Consider the following 17,359-nt stretch of genomic DNA (forward strand, 5'->3'; position numbering starts at 1 on the left):
AGGAAGAAGGAAGAAGGATGAGTTTAAGGAAAGAGAGAATCACAAAGGAAGGAACTAGGGAGGCAATCAGGAAGTAAGGAATCAAGAAGTAAGAAGCGAATATGGAAGAGGGAAAAGGGAAAATGAAAAAGGGAAAATGAAAAAGTAAGCTGTTAGGTATCTAACTTACACTGCTGAGATTAAGTAAAAAGAAAGAGTTTTCTTTCTTGCTTCTTCCTTATTCCCTCTTCCGTCTTCCTTCTTTCTTCCTCCTTATTGCTTCTTCCTTCTTCCTTATTCCCTCTTCCGTCTTCCTTCTTCCTTCTTCCTTCCTTAAGGCACAATCAAAACTGCACAAGGAGACAGATTGATCACCCGATTGGTAACGCTGTCAGACGCCCCCTCATCGGTTAAACCCATCCCCCGACAGCCCATCACAATCAAATCGGCCCCAATTTCGTCAGCCACATCGCAAATCGTGAAAGCAGGTTTGCCTTCCCGTTCGATGATTTCAGCTTCAATTCCCTGCTGGGAAAACATCGATTGGGCCTCAGCAAGAAGTTTGGCGACTGCTTCGGGGGAAGTCATCACCTCTCGCGCGGGGGCGTCGGCCTCCTCGGCTGGGGGCTCGACTACGGAGAGAATAACTAAGCGAGAGGCGTAGGTTTTCACGATATTGACCACCTTTTCGGCAGCTTCGCGGGCTTCTCGGCTTTGATCTACAGGAAATAAGACAGTCTTGAACATACTGCGCATCTCCGGGACGCGGACTCCGATAAAATGTTTACGTTGAGCCAATCAGTGCCGTTTGTTTCATCTTCCGTTTTTTGTACGGACGCGGTTGAATGCGTCCGAGGCCCAAGTGCAAGTGACCAGTGCCGCCATTTCAACGGAATTCGACAAAAACACACATATTAGGAGGTTAATCCTGTGACAAAAAAAACTGTAGCAAATTTATCGGCATCGGACTTATCGGGCAAACGGGTATTGGTGCGGGCGGACTTTAACGTGCCGCTCGACAACGGCAATATCACCGATGATACTCGCATCCGGGCGGCTCTGCCGACAATTCAAGATTTAGCGTCCAAGGGCGCTAAGGTGATTTTGTGCAGCCACTTCGGCCGTCCCAAGGGTGTGACAGAGAAGTTGCGCTTGACGCCGGTTGCTGTGCGCCTGTCGGAATTGTTGGGCAAAGAGGTCAAAAAGACTGACGACTGCATCGGTGATGAAGTCGCTGCTACAGTCGCGGCGATGCAAGATGGCGACGTGCTGTTGCTGGAAAATGTCCGCTTCTACCCAGAGGAGGAAGCAAACGACCCGGAATTTGCTAAGAAGTTAGCTTCTGTCGCCGATTTGTATGTCAATGATGCTTTTGGTACGGCTCACCGGGCTCACGCTTCTACTGAAGGCGTTACTAAGTATCTGAGTCCTTCTGTGGCTGGGTTTTTGATGGAGAAGGAACTGCAATATCTCGGCAGTGCGATCGACAATCCTCAGCGTCCTTTAGCTGCTATAATCGGCGGTTCAAAGGTTTCCAGCAAGATTGGAGTCATTGAAAAACTGTTGGAAAAGTGCGACAAACTGCTGTTGGGCGGTGGCATGGTTTTCACGTTCTACAAAGCTCGCGGCTTGAACGTGGGCAAGTCTTTGGTGGAAGAGGACAAGCTGGAACTGGCTAAGTCTTTGGAAGCTAAGGCGAAGGAACGGGGAGTTGCTTTTCTGTTACCTACTGATGTGGTAGTTGCTGACAAGTTTGCTGCTGATGCTAACACTCAAACTGTCTCTGTTGAAAGCATCCCCGACGGTTGGATGGGTTTGGATATCGGGCCGGATTCAGTAAAAACTTTCCAAGATGCTTTGGCCGATTGCAAAACTGTTATCTGGAACGGGCCCATGGGCGTGTTTGAGATGGAGAAGTTTGCTGTGGGAACTGAAGGTATCGCTCATTCTTTGGCTGGACTTACTAAAACTGGTACTACCACAATTATCGGTGGTGGTGACTCGGTGGCGGCTGTTGAACAGTTGAATTTAGGTGAACAAATGAGCCACATTTCTACTGGTGGCGGTGCTAGTTTGGAGCTGCTCGAAGGTAAGGAATTGCCTGGTGTTGCTGCTTTAGATGAAGCTTAATTAAGTTAAGTAGGGCGGGCTTTGCCCGCCTTGCTGTCAGCAGGTCTATATCCTTGGCTGGGAATCATTTTTTTGAAGATTTACCGCAGAGGGCGCAGAGAACGCAGAGCAAGAGAAAAGAGAGAAGGATATCGGTTTAAAGTCTAGAGTTTGCTAGTATAATTTGTTTGAAGTAGCAGTGAGGTTTGTTTGTGAAACTTAAACTCTTGGCAACTGTAACGGCAAGTTTAGCTTTGTTTGGGCTGGTAGCTCCCGTTAAAGCTCAAAATCCAGATCATGTTAGGCAATTGCTGGAAACTAAAGAGTGCGAGGGCTGTGACTTGAGAAATGCTGATTTGTTCAAGGCTAGCTTGTACAGAGCTAATTTAAGAGGAGCCGATTTAAGCGGAGCAAATCTTTATGAAGCTAATTTGCTAGAAGCGGATTTAAGTGATGCTAATTTGGCAAATGCTAACTTAGTTAATGCCGAGATGTACGGTGCTGAATTGAATGGTGCTAATCTGCGAAATGCGGATTTGTCTAATGCTTTTTTGGGGCGAGCGAATCTGACGAGTGCGGATTTGCGCGGTGCTAAACTGTTTAATGCCAATCTGGGGGAAGCTTATCTGCTCCAAGCTAATTTGTCAAATGCAGATTTGAGGCGTTCGCTGTTGTTTAGAGTTAATTTGAATCGTGCGAATTTAAGCGGAGCGGATATGTCTTTCGCCGATGTGCGCGATACTAATTTGCAGAATGCTATTTTGTCAAATACTAGGCTTCCTCGGGCTCAATTGACCGGGACAAATATTGATGCGGCGAATAACGTGCGGCAGGCTGATTTGGAACGTGCCAACTTGCGAGGTACGAATTTGGGGCCTGGGGTTTGCGTGATCACTACTTTTCCTTATTGTGTTTTGAATGTGGAATAATCTGCTTGCTGAGTGCGTCAGCCTCCATTTTTTTTGCAGCAGCAGGAATTTGTGTTCCCGCCCAAAAACCGATAGAAGCCTCCGACTTAAGTCATGGAAAGATCAAAATTTTAGACTAAAGTTGTAGCTCCCAGATGAATCTGTGGAATAAATCTAAAATCTAAAATCTAAAATCGACTGACCCGGCCCAAAAACCGATAGAAGTCTCCGACTTAAGTCGTGGAAAGATCAAAATTTTAGACTAAAGTTGTAGCTCCCAGATGAATCTGTGGAATACATCTAAAATCTAAAATCTAAAATCTAAAATCGACTGACCCTGCCCAAAAACCGCTAGAAGTCTCCGACTTAAGCCGTGGAAAGATCAAAATTTTAGACTAAAGTTGTAGCTCCCAGATGAATCTGTGGAATACATCTAAAATCTAAAATCGACTGACCCGGCCCAAAAACCCCTAGAAGTCTCCGACTTAAGCCGTGGAAAGATCAAAATTTTAGACTAAAGTTGTAGCTCCCAGATGAATATGTGGAATAAATCTAAAATCTAAAATCTAAAATCTACTGACTGGCTGGCTGGCGCACCCTAGGTTGAGATCCGAGTTAAGTTTGAGGCGGTTTGTACCCTCTTTCTAGGGCAAATCTCACAAGCTGTGCCCGATTTTCTAGCTGTAATTTGCTGAAAATGCTGCCTAAATGAGCTTGCACAGTCCGGGGGCTAATAAACAGCCGATCGCTAATTTGTTTGTTAGTATAACCCTGGATAACCTCCCAAAAAACTCTTTCTTCGGCTGGTGTTAAAGGCAAAGGTGCAGGTGCTGGCAATACTGCCACAAATTGTGGTTCCACCGCCCTACCGCTAGCAGTTTGAAGCAGTCGGACAATCTCGGCGTGAATCCGGTGAGAGCGCTCTAACTGCGCCTTTACCTTAGCTAAGATTTCTTCAGACTGAAAAGGTTTTACCAGATAATCGTCAGCGCCGATCGAATGACCTTCAACTTTTGACTCAATCTCCCCTTGACCAGACAAAAATATAAACGGGACTAACTGTCCCAAACGGGTAGTTCGCAAACGGCGACAAAACTCAAACCCGTCCATTTCCGGCATCATCACATCTGAAATTACCAAATCTGGGGGGGCATTTTCAAACATTGAGAGCGCCTCCACCCCTGAATTAGCGCATTCCACCCGATATCCCTGACTTTCCAAGTACATTGCTAAGACTGTTTGACAGTCTGCTTCGTCGTCAACCACTAATATTCTTTCCATGACAGGCTTGCACCAATTCCAGTTGGACAGTTCTTGAAACTGCCAGTCCCAAAGTAGGAACTTAAATGAGTTTACCTCCTGCAACTGGATAAAGGCTCACAATTTCAAGACGCCACACTTTCTCAAATAGTCCAATTAGGGGCGCCTAGCGCATAAAAGCGGAAGCAGTAGAGCAATATGGGGAATATCCTTCTTTGATTCGCATATCATCAAAAGCTACAACTTTTTATGAGGAAGCGTCAACTTTTATGCAGAAAATAGAAGGTAAAAGAAAGAATTTAATCCTATAAAACTGAAATCTGGGTGACACTTATACTATTCCTAGACCCGACATTGAAAGGTTTTTAGATTTCTCAGGTTCGGATACAGGTACAAAAGGGACAGCGCGAGCAGGTCCTGCTGCTGGGGGCGGCGCGAACCAACTCGGGTCGGCAACCAACATACTTTCAATTATCGGTGCGGGTTCGGGGCGACTGAACAGATACCCCTGCATGATATCGCACTGATGTTGTTTCAAAAAATCTAGTTCTGCTTCTGTTTCCACTCCCTCAGCAATTACTGTCATATTCAAACTGTGACCAAGTAAAATTACTGCTGTAGTAATAGCAGCATTTTGAGTATCTTCGCTGGCATTACGGACGAAAATTCGATCAATTTTTAAAGTGTCAAAAGCAAATTGCTTAAGATATCCTAAAGTAGCGTAACCAGTGCCGAAGTCGTCAATAGCAATCCGAATTCCTAGAGCTTTAAGTTCGTTTAAAGTAGCGCCTGCTACAGTCGCATTTTCCACCAAAGCGCTTTCGGTCATTTCTAATTCTAAATTAGCAGGCTCTAAACCTGTAGTTTCCAATATTTGGACGATTCGCGCTTTTAGTTCCGGGTCGGACAACTGCCGGGCAGACAAGTTTACTGATATTGTAAAGGGCGAAAACCCCGCCGCCAGCCAACTAGCGGCTTGAGCGCAAGCTGAAAGCAGTACCCACTCGCCAATCTGAATAATTAAACCTGTTTCTTCTGCTAATGGAATAAATTCGCAGGGAGAAATTATACCTCGATCGGGATTTTGCCAGCGCACTAAAGCTTCAGCGCCGATAACTTGGCCGGTAGCAATATTCACTTGTGGCTGATAGTATACCTGAAACTCACCTTGTGCCAAAGCGTGGCGCAACAAAGCTTCGAGAGCAAACTTTTCAGGAGAGAGGGTCGTAACCTTAGTGGAGTCGTTAACTAAATCTTTGAGTCTGGCTTCTGCTTGGTGAAGCGCGATTGTCAGCGGTTGAGTAATAGTTTGCCGTTTCAAGACGCGAGAAGCAATGGCTCCTAGCAATTCAGCTTTGGTAAACGGCTTTGTCAAGTAATCGTCTGCGCCCAATTCCATCCCCCGACGAAAATCGGTTTTGTCACTTTGAGCCGTGAGGAAAATAAATGGAATTGTTGCAGCTAGCGAGTTTTGCCGCAGAGTCCGCAACACATCATAACCGTCGAGCTCCGGCATCTGCACGTCGCACAAAATTAAATCCGGTATCTCCGAAAGTGCCATCTGCACCCCAGCTCGACCGTTTTCAGCCGCAATGACCCGGTAGCTGTGAGATTCCAGGAGTTGCAGAAGAGTTTCCCGGATTAATTCGTCGTCCTCAATTACCAAAATTTTGAGCATGATACTTAGATAACAGATGGCACTCTATATCAACCTGACTAACTCTAGCATATTCAAACTAACGAATTACCGAGTCGGCCAATTAGCCAATAAACGATTAGCCAAATGGCTGAATATTTTACTTCGGTTCTTAAGTCACAATAAAAGCACTGCTAAAATAGGGAAGAGTTCGATCTCTTTCAAGAGCAGAAAACTTCTGGGCCCGACTCGTTTGATAAATTTTTATTACAAAATACCCCCCGTTTGTCATTAAAAAAAATCAGCCAACAGTTTCAGTGCGCGGATGGCGGAAATTACTCAGGCAATCACTTATATGATGTCCGGTTAATTGTTCATAATTAGCCCGTGTTTGTACTTAGGACTTTTGTTTTCTCTTGATGGATGAATCAGTACGGTACCTCCTGACCCACCCCAAAAATGGCTGCGAAGTATAACAGTCGGGGAGAAATAACAATTTGAGACTAAGGTTCAAGCTTCCAGATTCATCCGTAAAGTAAATCTCCAATCTCAAATCTCAAATCGACTGAAGAATAATTTAATTATGGTTGTATAACCAGACATCATATTATCCACTTTATTAATTCACTGGCTTAGTGGAATTCGCGCAAAACTTTTCATCTACAATTGCCGAAGTAATACTGACAGGGTGCAGTGATGATGACGGAATAATCAGGTCTTGCGGAACTACCACTGTCTTTTTACAAACCAGCTCGCTACTGCCTACAGAGGCAAAGTTCCAAGCATAAAATTCGGGAGTGCTGACTGTCGCATTGGCCGGATGTAAACCTAGTGCAGTCACTAATACTAATCCCAAAGTCACTAAAGCTACGATCGCGAATCTCAGCATATTCTTTGTTTGAACCCGACAACTTATCTGATTGGTATTACCTTATTATTGCCTGGGTGGATCGAGAGCGTCAATAGCAGTTATTCCGCCGTCAGGTTCAACTCGTAAGCGATCGGCTCAGATGCTTGAGAAACTACCACGAATTCATAATAACCAGCATCATCCAGCAATCCAGACCAACTCAGCCCCTCTGCATCTTGCAGCAAAGCTCGCGCGCCCTTTGTCCGCCCCGGAGTATAAATTGACAGTAGAGTAGATTTGGGCGGTGCTTGCAAATTCACGCGCAAAGTTTGATTTTGAGCGAACCTGGCAATGTAAGCTTTCCCTTCTCCGGGTTTGAGATTGCCTGTGAGGCGTTTGCTCTTCGATAGGCGGTCAAATTCAACGCTTTCGATAGTTGCTCCAGCTTGTAAGGCTTCGAGTTCGTCGGCGGTAATTGCTTGCCAAATTTGTCCGATCGGCAAACCAATGAGATTGCGATCGCGCGGCTGTTCTGGAAACCAATAAAAGAACCTAGCATCAGCCAAATCGTACAAAGCCCGACTGCTCAAATTCAGCTTGTTAACCTCAGTTTTCCAGCGATCGATATCGGCCGTGTCGTAACTGCCCAACCGCGCTCTAGCGTCGCTGCTGAGGTTTTCCAGCTTGTCGAGCAACTCGTCGCCGATTTTTTGCCACCTTTCACGCCACTGGCGATCGTCATCGCCTTCTTTTAACAATCGTCCGCCCAATTCCGGGTATTTGGCATAAAAAGTCTCGTCCACGAGGTTGACGTAACCGTTATAGAATCGATCGTCAATTTTGAGCTTGACAAAGCGATCTTGCAAAGCATCTTCTTGCTGCTGCTTCGGGTTGGGAGGCCGGGGAACTTTCTGTACTTTTGATTGCAGATTTAACAAAGAATTGCCCGCAAACCAGCCAACTCCCCCCATAGTTGAGAGCACCGCCACCACCAACAAAACCATTTTCCAAGCAGGCATTTTTTGCTGATTGCCAATAGCAGCAACTCGCACCGGAGTTCCCGGCAGTTTTGGCGCGGGGGCGGGCACGGGTATAGGCGAGAGAGCCGGCGGCTGCGCGATCCCAAAATCCGGGGCTGGTGGCAAAGGTGGCTGTAAAGGCGGATTGCCGGAGAGAGCGAGCATTACCTCGCGAGCCGAGGAGTAACGCTGGCTCGGCTGTTGAGCAAGCATTTTATCCAGCACCAGGGACAAATTTGGAGACAGAGAACATTCCGCCCGCCAGTTCCAATTCAGCGTCTGGCTGTCGAGCAACTGATGCGGTTCCTTCCCCGTCAGCAACACCAAAACCGTGGCCGCCAGAGCGTACAAATCGCTGTGGGGATAGACGATTCCCATCTGCATCTGTTCGACGGGAGCGTAGCCGAGCTTGCCGATGCGAGTCGCGGGGGCGGGAGCGCCGTTAGCCTCAGCGAAAAGAGACTCTACGGTGGCGGCGACTTGTTTTACTCCGCCGAAGTCGATTAGCACGGGCATCCCGTCAGAACTCCGCAGAATCAGGTTGTCCGGGGAGATGTCGCGGTGAATCACTCCCAAAGAGTGAATGTATTCGAGCAGGGGCAAAATCTGCAGCAGCAATTGATTGATTTCTGCTTCTATAAACCGCAAACCCTGACGCTTGCGGGCGTCGAGCAGAAAGCGGTAGGTTTGACCGGGAACGTAGTCTTGGACGAGAAATAGGTAGCCTCGATCGCTGATACTGACCCGGAAGAGTTCGCGAAAGCGGGGGATTTGATTGTGTTGCAGCTTGTAGAGCACTCCTGCTTCCCGCTCGAACAGTTCCTCGGATTTTTGTAAAGCGTAACTTCCATGTACTTGGGGCGCAAATTCTTTTAAAACGCAGGGTTCGTTAAATCGGTGGGCATCTTCTGCTAGGTAGGTGCGCCCGAAGCCTCCGTGTCCCAATTCGCGGACGATGCGGTAGTGGTTGTTGAGAGTTATGCCGGGGTAGATGGGATTGTTCATTGGAACTTGCTGCGTCGGATTTTCACGCTTGACTGAGACTAGGAGTTTTGGGCGATCGCTGAATTAATCTTGACATAGTGTGTCAGTGTTGATTAGTCGATCGGCAGCTTGGCTATCCCCTGTGGTTATTGTGAAAACAGCGGTTTTGTGCTATGGAAGTTTATCTACTGCGACATATTTTCGATCGACCTCAAAATGTGTTCAAATTTTTAGTGTCCAGCCCAATGTGGGATCGGGCGTTAGCGCTACTAATTGAATCTTGAGCGATCGGGGTGCAAAATACCCATTTTAAGGAGCAAATCATGCAGCCAGAACAGCGTCAGCGAGCAATTGGGGCGTTTGAAGAGTTTTTGAGGGCGCCGCTTGAGGAACGATTGCAACACCAGCAGAATCGAGTTGCCGAATCCGGGGCGATCGCGCTTTTTCAAAAAGTCGCGGCTACAGTACCAGCTTACCAGACTTTCTTAACTGAACATAACATCAATCCCGCTTCAATCCAAACCTTTGAAGACTTTCAAAAATTGCCGCTAATTACCAAAGAGAATTATTTACGCTGTCACCCGCTACCTCAGTTGTGCCACCAGGGCAAATTAGAAACTTGCGATTTCATTGCTGTTTCATCGGGTTCGACAGGAAACCCGACATTTTGGCCGCGTTTTATCAGTGACGAGTTGCAAATAGCTACTCGTTTTGAACAAATATTTCACGACAGTTTTTCCGCCGATACTCGCTCAACTTTAGCTGTGATTTGCTTTGCTTTGGGGACTTGGGTTGGGGGAATGTACACGGCGAATTGCTGCCGCTATCTAGCGAGTAAGGGTTATCCCGTTACAGTTGTAACGCCTGGGAATAATAAGACTGAGATATTTCGAGTTGTGCAGGAACTTGGGGAGCATTTCGAGCAAGTAGTTTTGTTGGGATATCCGCCATTTATCAAGGATGTGATTGATAGCGGAATTGCTGGGGGTGTGGAGTGGCAAAAATACCGAATTAAGATGGTGTTTGCGGGGGAAGTGTTTAGCGAAGAATGGCGGAGTTTAGTGAGCGATCGTACTAATTCTGACAATCTATATTACAACTCTGCGAGCCTTTACGGTACTGCCGATGCAGGCGTTTTGGCCAACGAGACACCGCTGAGTATTTGCATCCGCCGCTTTTTAGCAAACAATCCCGAAGCAGCACGCAATTTATTCGGGGAATCGCGGTTGCCAACGCTGGTGCAGTACGATCCGAAAAGTCGCTTTTTTGAAGTGAATAATGACGGCACGCTGTTATTTTCTGGCGACAACGGCATCCCGCTAATACGCTATCACATCTCGGATAACGGCGGTTTAATTTGTTACGAAGCAATGCTCAATTTTTTGGCAGAATGGGGATTTAACCCTGTGGCACGTTTGCAGCAAGAAGCAGGTATGAAAGTTTCTGATTTCCCCAGAGGAATTCGCTGCTTGCCATTTGTCTATGTATTCGGGCGATCGCACTTTACCGTTTCCTACTTCGGTGCCAACATTTACCCGGAAAATGTCACCGTAGGTTTAGAAGTTCCCACCATTCGGGAATGGGTGACTGGAAAATTTGTGCTGCAAGTCAAGGAAAATGCGGATCGAAATCGGTTTTTATCCGTGGTTGTGGAATTAGCAGCGGGGGTGGAGGGCGACGAGGAGATGAAGCAGGCGATCGCATCTTCAATTCTCGCGCAATTGCGACGGCTAAACAGCGAATTTGCTAATTACGTTCCGCCAGAATATCAGTTACCTGTGGTGACATTAACTGCGACGGGCGATGCGGAGTATTTTCCGATGGGGGTGAAGCACAGATACACGCGGCAATAAGTAGTTGGAATTGATGAGCTATCAGTTTTCAAAAGTCTTATGTTATTCTATAAGTAGGGTGAGATTTGATGGTTCAGCTTAAAATATGCCAGCCAAAGACATCTACCACAATACTGTCAGAACAGCTCTAGAAAAAGACGGCTGGATGATAACAAACGATCCGTTAACCTTAGAAATTGGCGATCGTTCCCTATTCGTCGATTTGGGTGCATAAAAAATACTGGCTGCCGAAAAGCAAGGTCGCAAAATTGCTGTTGAAGTAAAAAGTTTTTTGAGTATTTCACCCGTTCATGACTTAGAAGAAGCTCTGGGACAGTATATTGTCTATGAAGATATCCTAGAGTTCTCAGAACCAGAACGGAATATATATCTGGCTGTTCGGAAAGAAGTTTATCTAGATATTTTATCCGAGCCACTTGGGCAACTTTTGTTACAAAAAAAAGACTCAAACTAATTGTTTTTGATTCATCAAGGGAGATAATTATCAGATGGATAGACTAGATGAATATCGCCAAATTGTTCGCACTGTTTTAAATAGTTATGCCAGTATTCCTAAGAGTTACGGACAACTTAAAAGCAGCGTTATTGTTGACCGCGAACAAAACAATTTTTTACTGATGCACGAAGGCTGGCAAGGGCCTCAAAGAATTCACGATTGTATCGTTCATGTGGAAATTATCGACGGCAAAATCTGGATTCAACAAGATGGTATAGAAACGGGAATTACCGCAGAACTTGTAGAATTAGGAGTGCCTAAAGACAAGATAGTTTTAGGGTTTCATCCGTATCATGTTCGGCAACATACGGGATATGCGATCGCCTAAACGCGCTTACAATACAGAAAGTTAGAATAAAAAGGACGATCGCTAAATTGTATCGGGATTAATATTTAATTCTCGCAGTTTCGCGGCCAGGCGATCGGGTCGTTTCTGCGCCCAGGACTATTCTGAAAGCCCGAGCGCGCTTTTTGCCCAAAAACGCGATCGAACACCCAATAATTAGTTTTTAACTATTAGCAACTACGCTTTTATTGACCGTCAGTTTGTCTGAGAGCCTCCAGAATTTCCGGTCGCTTCATGCGCGCGTAGCCCCGCACTTTCCTGTCTTTGCCGATCGCCTTCAACCGCCTCAGCGAAAGACTTTCGTAGTCTTCTTCTGGCGACGGGGACGGAAACGGCAACTCCAACTGCAACTGCGGTAACTGAGGTTTCTGCTGTGCTTTCGACTGCTTCTTCGGCTGCGTTTTTGGCTGCTTCTTCGGCTGTGCCTCGGGCTGTCTTTCTGAGTGAGTCCCTGCGGCTCCCAGTTGGTGCCGGAGCGTTTCAATTTGATTTTTCAGGTCATTTTCTACGTTTTCAATGGCGTCGGAAACAAACTGATTAATTGTTTGGACTGTGCGTTCTAATTTGATTGACAGCAGTCTTTCCAGTTCATCCAACTGTCTCAAAGCACCTTCAAGATTTACCTCAGAAATAACAGCGGATGTTGGCGGACGGTCGCTGCTCGATTGTTCAATTTTTTTAGCCATTTTATCTACCTTTTCATGAAATGCTTTTTCCACTTGTTCGAGCAAATGCTTAATCTGTTCTATTTGGTTACGCTCAAAGTTCGGCTCAGTTAGAGCTTTTACGTGCTTTTTTAGCAGGTCTTCATTTTTTTTAACAGATTGTTCTATTTGTTTTGTTAGACTATCTACCTTTTTTTGAAATGATAGCTCAAATTGTTGCAGGAGAGTCTCAATTTGTGCTGTTTTAGGAGTCGGTTGCGGAGCTAAATGTTCCATTTCTGCTTGAGCAACAGCTACCTCCTCGTCGGTCATTTCAAATACCCACGCCCACATTTGCTCGGTGCCGAGTTCTTTAGCAACAATACACCAATCTGAGCCGCAGATTACTTCATATTCTTCTTCGTTGCTGTAAGCTTCGGTAGGGCGTACAATTAAAGGAATTAAGTTGCTGCCTTGCTCGATCAGACTTCTCCTGAGAGCTTCGCGGCGTTCGCGAGGAATTTCGCCCCGATGAGGCTCTGGTATGGCAATTTGGGAAGTGTAAATCTGAGTGTGACTAATTGGCTTAATCCGCAAATATTCAACTATTTGGTTTTGATCGGACGATCGATCCATCTTGTTACAAGTCCCCTTTTGTCATGAAAATCTGATGTTTGGGTATTTATGTATGTTTCACTTTACAGCCTGTGTTTTAAGGGATGCAGGACTAACCCAAGAACTCTAATTGTAGGGTGCGAGACAAACACCTTACCCAGACCGTGGTAAGTTAAAGGGTTTCTTGGGCTGAGTCTTCCCAGTCTGCGATCGAACTCGGTTATCTGGGGAAATATCCCCTTGCTGCTGTAACTGTGCTGCTGGCTGTGCGGTGACAGCCCGGGCGATGGCGTCCCGCCCCGCAAGCTACGGCAAAAGTTACTGCAATTCCTAAAAAAAGCGACTGTGAAGAGTTTAACTGGCTGCGGGACACCAATGATCCACTGCTTTACTCATCTTTACTTATTTTGGCGTCAGGGCGAGCGGGCTGGCGTTGCGAGTTGCGATCGCAATTGCGATTTATACGAAAGCCAGCTTTAATATCGCCCTTATTCTTTAGTCTCAAGCGAGAGGGACGGAAGTTCGTGTAGGATGGGTTTCAACCGCCGAGTCAGATCGGGTTTTTCAACTTTTGTCGGGCGGGACTTGAGCGCCCCAAAAATGCAATTGAGATGGGTGAAAGCTTATAAATATTTTTGCCACTTGTCAATAAGCTTAATCATTGTTTTCTCGCCTAACCCTTTACCTTTAATGCGTTCCAACACATTTTCAAAAGATGCAAACTGCTCCAAATCTCGCTCTTTGATGATTTGTTCTATTATTTGAGCTTTTATGCCAGCATTTTTCAAATTTGTAGCCAATTTGAATTTATCTTGAGTGTTGAGTGCTTCCAACAGCGGAACAGGTTTTGGAATCCGGCTTTCAACATCTTTAACCCTCTCTATGAGCGCCTGTTTTTCCTGCGTATACTCGGCTTTCAATTCATTAATTCTGTTTTCCAATCGAGTTTCAATATTTGTCAGCCGCTGTTCAAAGCTAGAGGACTGCTGGGGAACGTCACTTACACTTTTCGTCTGAGTGATTGCGGTTTTTCTGAGAATTTCAAGTTGTTGTAGGAGAAGCTCTTCATTTTCTTCTTCCAGGATAAATGCTCCGATTGTCTCGCCTTTTTGAGGTTCTATTTCCTTTGCTCTCGCCGCCGCATAGTATTCAAAGTCTCCGTCTACTATTTCGTAAGCATCCATACCGTTGCGGCGGACAATTATCGGGTTAATCAATCCTCCTGACTCTAAAATCAGTCTCGCTAATTTATCCAAATCAGCCTCTGCAAAATTGGAACGGGGAACTGCGGATGTAATTTTTTTAACTGCAACCAGTGACGGAGATAATTTTTTCATTAGTTTTTACCTATTTTTTCTAAAACTTCGAGTGCTAGCATTTCAAATTCTTGGGATGCGATGCAATCAGGCTTAAAGTCTAGCACTGAAATGGGATCTGCGATTTCCATATTTCCCACGATTTGAAATTGTTCTGCACACTTTGCTAAATCGTCTCTCTCGTAAATTACGCTGTCCATGATTTCAAAGCCGTAGCGTTTGGGAATTGCCTCCCTCCGCTTGGGCAAACTGTACTGTACAAATTTACTATTTGTTGAGATTTTGCAAGAGAGTACGCCTAAAACTTCTAGAGGTTTCTTGCCAATTTGTTTTTTGAATCCATTAACTTTTTTAATAAAATCCTTGACATTAATCAGCCCTTGATTCGCAAAAGGTTTTAAGTCAGAAGGAATAATTAAATAATCTGCCGCAATTAGGGCAACTCTAGCATAAAAATTCAACGATGGCGGCGTATCGATCAGTACAATATCATATTTATTCTGTACTTCTGCTAGTTTCTGAATTAAAATCATTCGGCTGTAATCTAGTTGATTCAGTTCCATTTCATATTGCATTAAATCAATGTGGGAAGGAACCACATCTATTTCTGGATGGCAAAAATTAGACTTGCGAGCTACTTCTGCGATCGAGAAAAAGTCTTCTGATTGCAAAACTTGAAGAATATTATTATCTTTCAAATCATCTTGTTCTTCATCCTCAAATTTTACTAAACCCGTCGCAAAGGTTGTATTAGCCTGACTGTCTAAGTCTATCACCAATACTCTCTTAGCTTTCTTGCTCAGCGCAGCAGCTAAATTGACTACTGTTGTAGTTTTGCCCACGCCACCTTTGTTATGGTAAACTGCAATAACTTTCATACTATTTTGCCTTTTTTGGGGAACGGTTACATCGGATTTAACTTGAGGCTTAACTGAATAATTTTCAGGTATTTGTTCCGGTTCTGAGATTTGACTTGGCTCAGGTTCTGCGGTGGCGGGATTGTTCGGCTGTACTGGGACTTCGCTAACTAACTCAGGACGAACCAAATTAATTTTACTATCTTCCAGTTCGAGATTATCGGGATTTTTTATAAATTTTAAACTTTCTCTGCCAATTAAAGCGATAATTTCATCAATTCTCTTTTCAATGTCTTTTCCAGCACACTTAAAGACTAGCTCAATATCATCGGCTACTCGTTCATAAATTCTAATTTCTTTACCGTTAGTTATGAGTCCGTAGCGGATGCTCAAACTTGTTAAATAGCGATGGAGTTTTCGCAGGTGGCGGTCTAAATTTTCCTTCGGATGTTTAGCCTCCATTACTACACTCATCGGCGAGTCTGCATCGACAACTATGGGGATAACTTGCGTGGCAAATGAGAGGAAGTCTAGACGAATATTCCCAAATGCGATTTCTTGGTGCCAAGTGTCGGGGGTATAGCCTAACTTTGGTAGCAGATAGCTGACAATAAGTTTGCTTTCTACTTCGCTTTCGTTGCGACAGTTATTGGGATTGAAAGTCATTCGATTTTAGATTTTAGATTTTAGATTTTAGATTGGGAATGACTGATTTAATCATGGTACGGATTGTGATGTTGACAGTAGGGCGCGCATTCCGCCCCTTACAAAGGCTATGGGTTATAATATCGAAAAACCCGGTTGTGTGTGACAAACCGGGTTTTTCTGGCATTTATCGCATTTAAAACTTACTTTGTTTTAGCGTTAAATTCCTGCAATGTTTGATAGCCACCAGCGGGATTGTACAAGTGACAGTTGTCGGCAATCCGCTTCATTAAAGACCACGAAAATTCTGTTTCGTAGAGATGATCTTGCCAATTTTCCTTTAAGCTGCTGTGGGCGAGGCGCAAATTGTACCAGGGAATAGCAGTTGAAAGGTGGTGGGGAACGTGGACGTTAATGTCGTGGCACAGAAACTCTACCCAGCGGGGATAATCGCAGTGAACTGTTCCCGACAGTTGCGCTTGGGCTTCGTTCCATTCTTCGGGTTCTTTAAAGGAAATGTCTGGTGCTGTGTGGTGGACGATCGTAAAAGTGCTCATCCAGAAATGGTAAACCAGCCAGGGCATCAACCAAAATTTGACAAATCCCCAAATGCCTGTGGTTGCAATTAAAATCGGAAATCCGATCGCAGCACCGATTAAAACCACTAAGACAGAAAACCGCACTTGTTCTTGTTTCTGTTTTCCTGTGAACCGCCACCACATAAAGTGTACTTTTGCCCAGTGGGCGATCGAGCCGATCCACCACATAGGACCAAATATTAAACTATAAGCGATTTGTAAAGGCTTGGACGCGCCAGCGTAGTCTGCTGCTGTCATCGGGTGCCAAGCATTATCCTCGCCAATTTTGTTGGTGTGCTTGTGGTGATAATTGTGTCCGTGCCGCCATGCGTGAAACGGGAAAATTAACGGCAGAAATGCGATATGTCCGACTAAATCGTTTACCCAGCGGCGGTTAGCAAATGACCGATGCCCGCAGTCGTGACCGATCACAAAAAAACCGGTTAATCCGGTGCCTGTGAAAATCCACATTAGGGGTAGTAGAAACCAAGGAGAGACTGCTATGCCCCAGTAACCGACAGCAACTAAAAGAACGTTGACGATTACTTTTGTCCAAGCTTTGCGGGGATTTTTGACGAATACTTCCCGCGGCAGGGTTTTGAGAATATCTTTCAGGCGCAGGTTGGAAGTGTCACTTGCGGATGTCAAATTTAGTGGTTTTTCGATCGATGCTGTCATAAATTGATTTCGATTCTCCGTATGCCATGAGGATGGCTTAACAAATTAGCGCAATAAAAAAGCGCCATAAAATGTCAGCTCGTTGCCAGCAAGCAGCAGACGAGTTGAGCTGTAGGCAAGCGCGTTTTAGCAAAAGCTAGCGATCGCTATCCGCAGTTAGGAATTTCTAGCACTTTCGGCAAAAAATACTGCGGGTAGCAAAACCTTTGTTTTTATAACACAGGGGCAGGACAATTAGCATTAGCGACTGTTGTCTGCTAATTGCTGTTGCTGCCAGAAATGGGGTCTAGATCCCGCAAGCCAGCGATCGAGCGTTGCTGTTTGAGGCTTTGCACTTCCAGCAGCAAGGATTCGATTTCCGCTTGCAAGTGCAGGAACTTAACTTGCTGATCGGCTTGGTAGGGGCACTTCACCGAATCTACTTTGCGGGCAAAACTGGTCGATAGGGTAGAAGAACTAGCCATTTCGGGGTTGCTCGCGGTGACTTGAGGCCGGGAAAGAGTGGATGAATTATTTGACATTAGTAATTGAGTAGACATATCTACACATTCACACCATTAAGTTACTTTAACCTGAACCGATCGTA

Annotated in this window: 14 protein-coding genes and 1 pseudogene; 5 read left to right on the plus strand and 10 right to left on the minus strand. The window is 45.3% G+C overall.

Annotation, left to right across the window (positions count from 1 at the left end):
* Positions 1-312 precede the first annotated feature (312 nt).
* Positions 313-726, minus strand: a complete 414-nt coding sequence (locus QUA27_RS01345) for a universal stress protein (protein WP_333065847.1) — start codon at positions 724-726, stop codon at positions 313-315.
* 183 nt (positions 727-909) lie between these two features.
* On the opposite strand from QUA27_RS01345, the gene QUA27_RS01350 reads away from it, so the two are divergent.
* Both QUA27_RS01350 and QUA27_RS01355 read left to right on the plus strand, forming a co-directional pair.
* Positions 910-2,109, plus strand: coding sequence for a phosphoglycerate kinase (locus QUA27_RS01350; RefSeq protein ID WP_333065849.1), 1,200 nt, complete (start codon positions 910-912; stop codon positions 2,107-2,109).
* Between the two features lie 191 nt (positions 2,110-2,300).
* Entirely contained in the window at positions 2,301-3,017 is a 717-nt protein-coding gene (locus QUA27_RS01355) for a pentapeptide repeat-containing protein (RefSeq protein WP_333065852.1), read from the plus strand.
* 594 nt (positions 3,018-3,611) lie between these two features.
* Here QUA27_RS01355 and QUA27_RS01360 read toward each other — a convergent pair.
* The 4 genes from QUA27_RS01360 to QUA27_RS01375 all read right to left on the minus strand — a co-directional run bounded on the left by QUA27_RS01360 (position 3,612) and on the right by QUA27_RS01375 (position 8,766).
* On the minus strand, positions 3,612-4,277 hold the full coding sequence (locus QUA27_RS01360) for a response regulator (protein ID WP_333065853.1): 666 nt from the start codon (positions 4,275-4,277) through the stop codon (positions 3,612-3,614).
* Positions 4,278-4,587: 310 nt separating this feature from the next.
* A complete protein-coding gene (locus tag QUA27_RS01365) occupies positions 4,588-5,934 on the minus strand; it encodes an EAL domain-containing response regulator (protein WP_333065855.1) in 1,347 nt (448 codons plus the stop codon).
* Positions 5,935-6,511: 577 nt separating this feature from the next.
* Entirely contained in the window at positions 6,512-6,781 is a 270-nt protein-coding gene (locus QUA27_RS01370) for a hypothetical protein (RefSeq protein WP_333065856.1), read from the minus strand.
* Between the two features lie 80 nt (positions 6,782-6,861).
* Positions 6,862-8,766, minus strand: coding sequence for a protein kinase domain-containing protein (locus tag QUA27_RS01375; protein ID WP_333065857.1), 1,905 nt, complete (start codon positions 8,764-8,766; stop codon positions 6,862-6,864).
* A gap of 302 nt (positions 8,767-9,068) precedes the next feature.
* Between QUA27_RS01375 and QUA27_RS01380 the strand changes: the two genes are divergently transcribed.
* The 3 genes and pseudogenes from QUA27_RS01380 (at position 9,069) to QUA27_RS01390 (ending at position 11,422) form a co-directional block, all read left to right on the plus strand.
* Positions 9,069-10,598 carry a phenylacetate--CoA ligase family protein gene (locus QUA27_RS01380; RefSeq protein ID WP_333065859.1) on the plus strand — a complete coding sequence of 510 codons (1,530 nt, stop codon included), beginning with the start codon at positions 9,069-9,071 and terminating at the stop codon, positions 10,596-10,598.
* 145 nt (positions 10,599-10,743) lie between these two features.
* Positions 10,744-11,052, plus strand: a pseudogene (locus tag QUA27_RS01385) (element excision factor XisH family protein).
* 34 nt (positions 11,053-11,086) lie between these two features.
* Entirely contained in the window at positions 11,087-11,422 is a 336-nt protein-coding gene (locus QUA27_RS01390; protein WP_333065860.1) for a XisI protein, read from the plus strand.
* 203 nt (positions 11,423-11,625) lie between these two features.
* On the opposite strand, the gene QUA27_RS01395 is transcribed toward QUA27_RS01390, so the two are convergent.
* From QUA27_RS01395 to QUA27_RS01415, 5 genes are all read right to left on the minus strand, one after another.
* A complete protein-coding gene (locus QUA27_RS01395; RefSeq protein WP_333065861.1) occupies positions 11,626-12,720 on the minus strand; it encodes a ParB N-terminal domain-containing protein in 1,095 nt (364 codons plus the stop codon).
* A gap of 602 nt (positions 12,721-13,322) precedes the next feature.
* Positions 13,323-14,036: a ParB N-terminal domain-containing protein gene (locus QUA27_RS01400; protein ID WP_333065862.1), complete on the minus strand. Its 714-nt coding sequence runs from the start codon at positions 14,034-14,036 to the stop codon at positions 13,323-13,325.
* Complete coding sequence (locus QUA27_RS01405) at positions 14,036-15,538, minus strand: AAA family ATPase (protein ID WP_333065863.1); 1,503 nt, start codon at positions 15,536-15,538, stop codon at positions 14,036-14,038. Before QUA27_RS01405 ends, QUA27_RS01400 begins: the two co-directional genes overlap by 1 nt.
* 182 nt (positions 15,539-15,720) lie before the next feature.
* Positions 15,721-16,773, minus strand: a complete 1,053-nt coding sequence (locus QUA27_RS01410; RefSeq protein ID WP_333065865.1) for a fatty acid desaturase — start codon at positions 16,771-16,773, stop codon at positions 15,721-15,723.
* A 257-nt stretch (positions 16,774-17,030) separates the two neighbouring features.
* On the minus strand, positions 17,031-17,294 hold the full coding sequence (locus tag QUA27_RS01415) for a hypothetical protein (protein WP_333065867.1): 264 nt from the start codon (positions 17,292-17,294) through the stop codon (positions 17,031-17,033).
* Between the last annotated feature and the right edge of the window lie 65 nt (positions 17,295-17,359).

It is taken from the genome of Microcoleus harperi Pol14_C6, from assembly GCF_036701295.1.
Taxonomy (GTDB): domain Bacteria; phylum Cyanobacteriota; class Cyanobacteriia; order Cyanobacteriales; family Microcoleaceae; genus Microcoleus.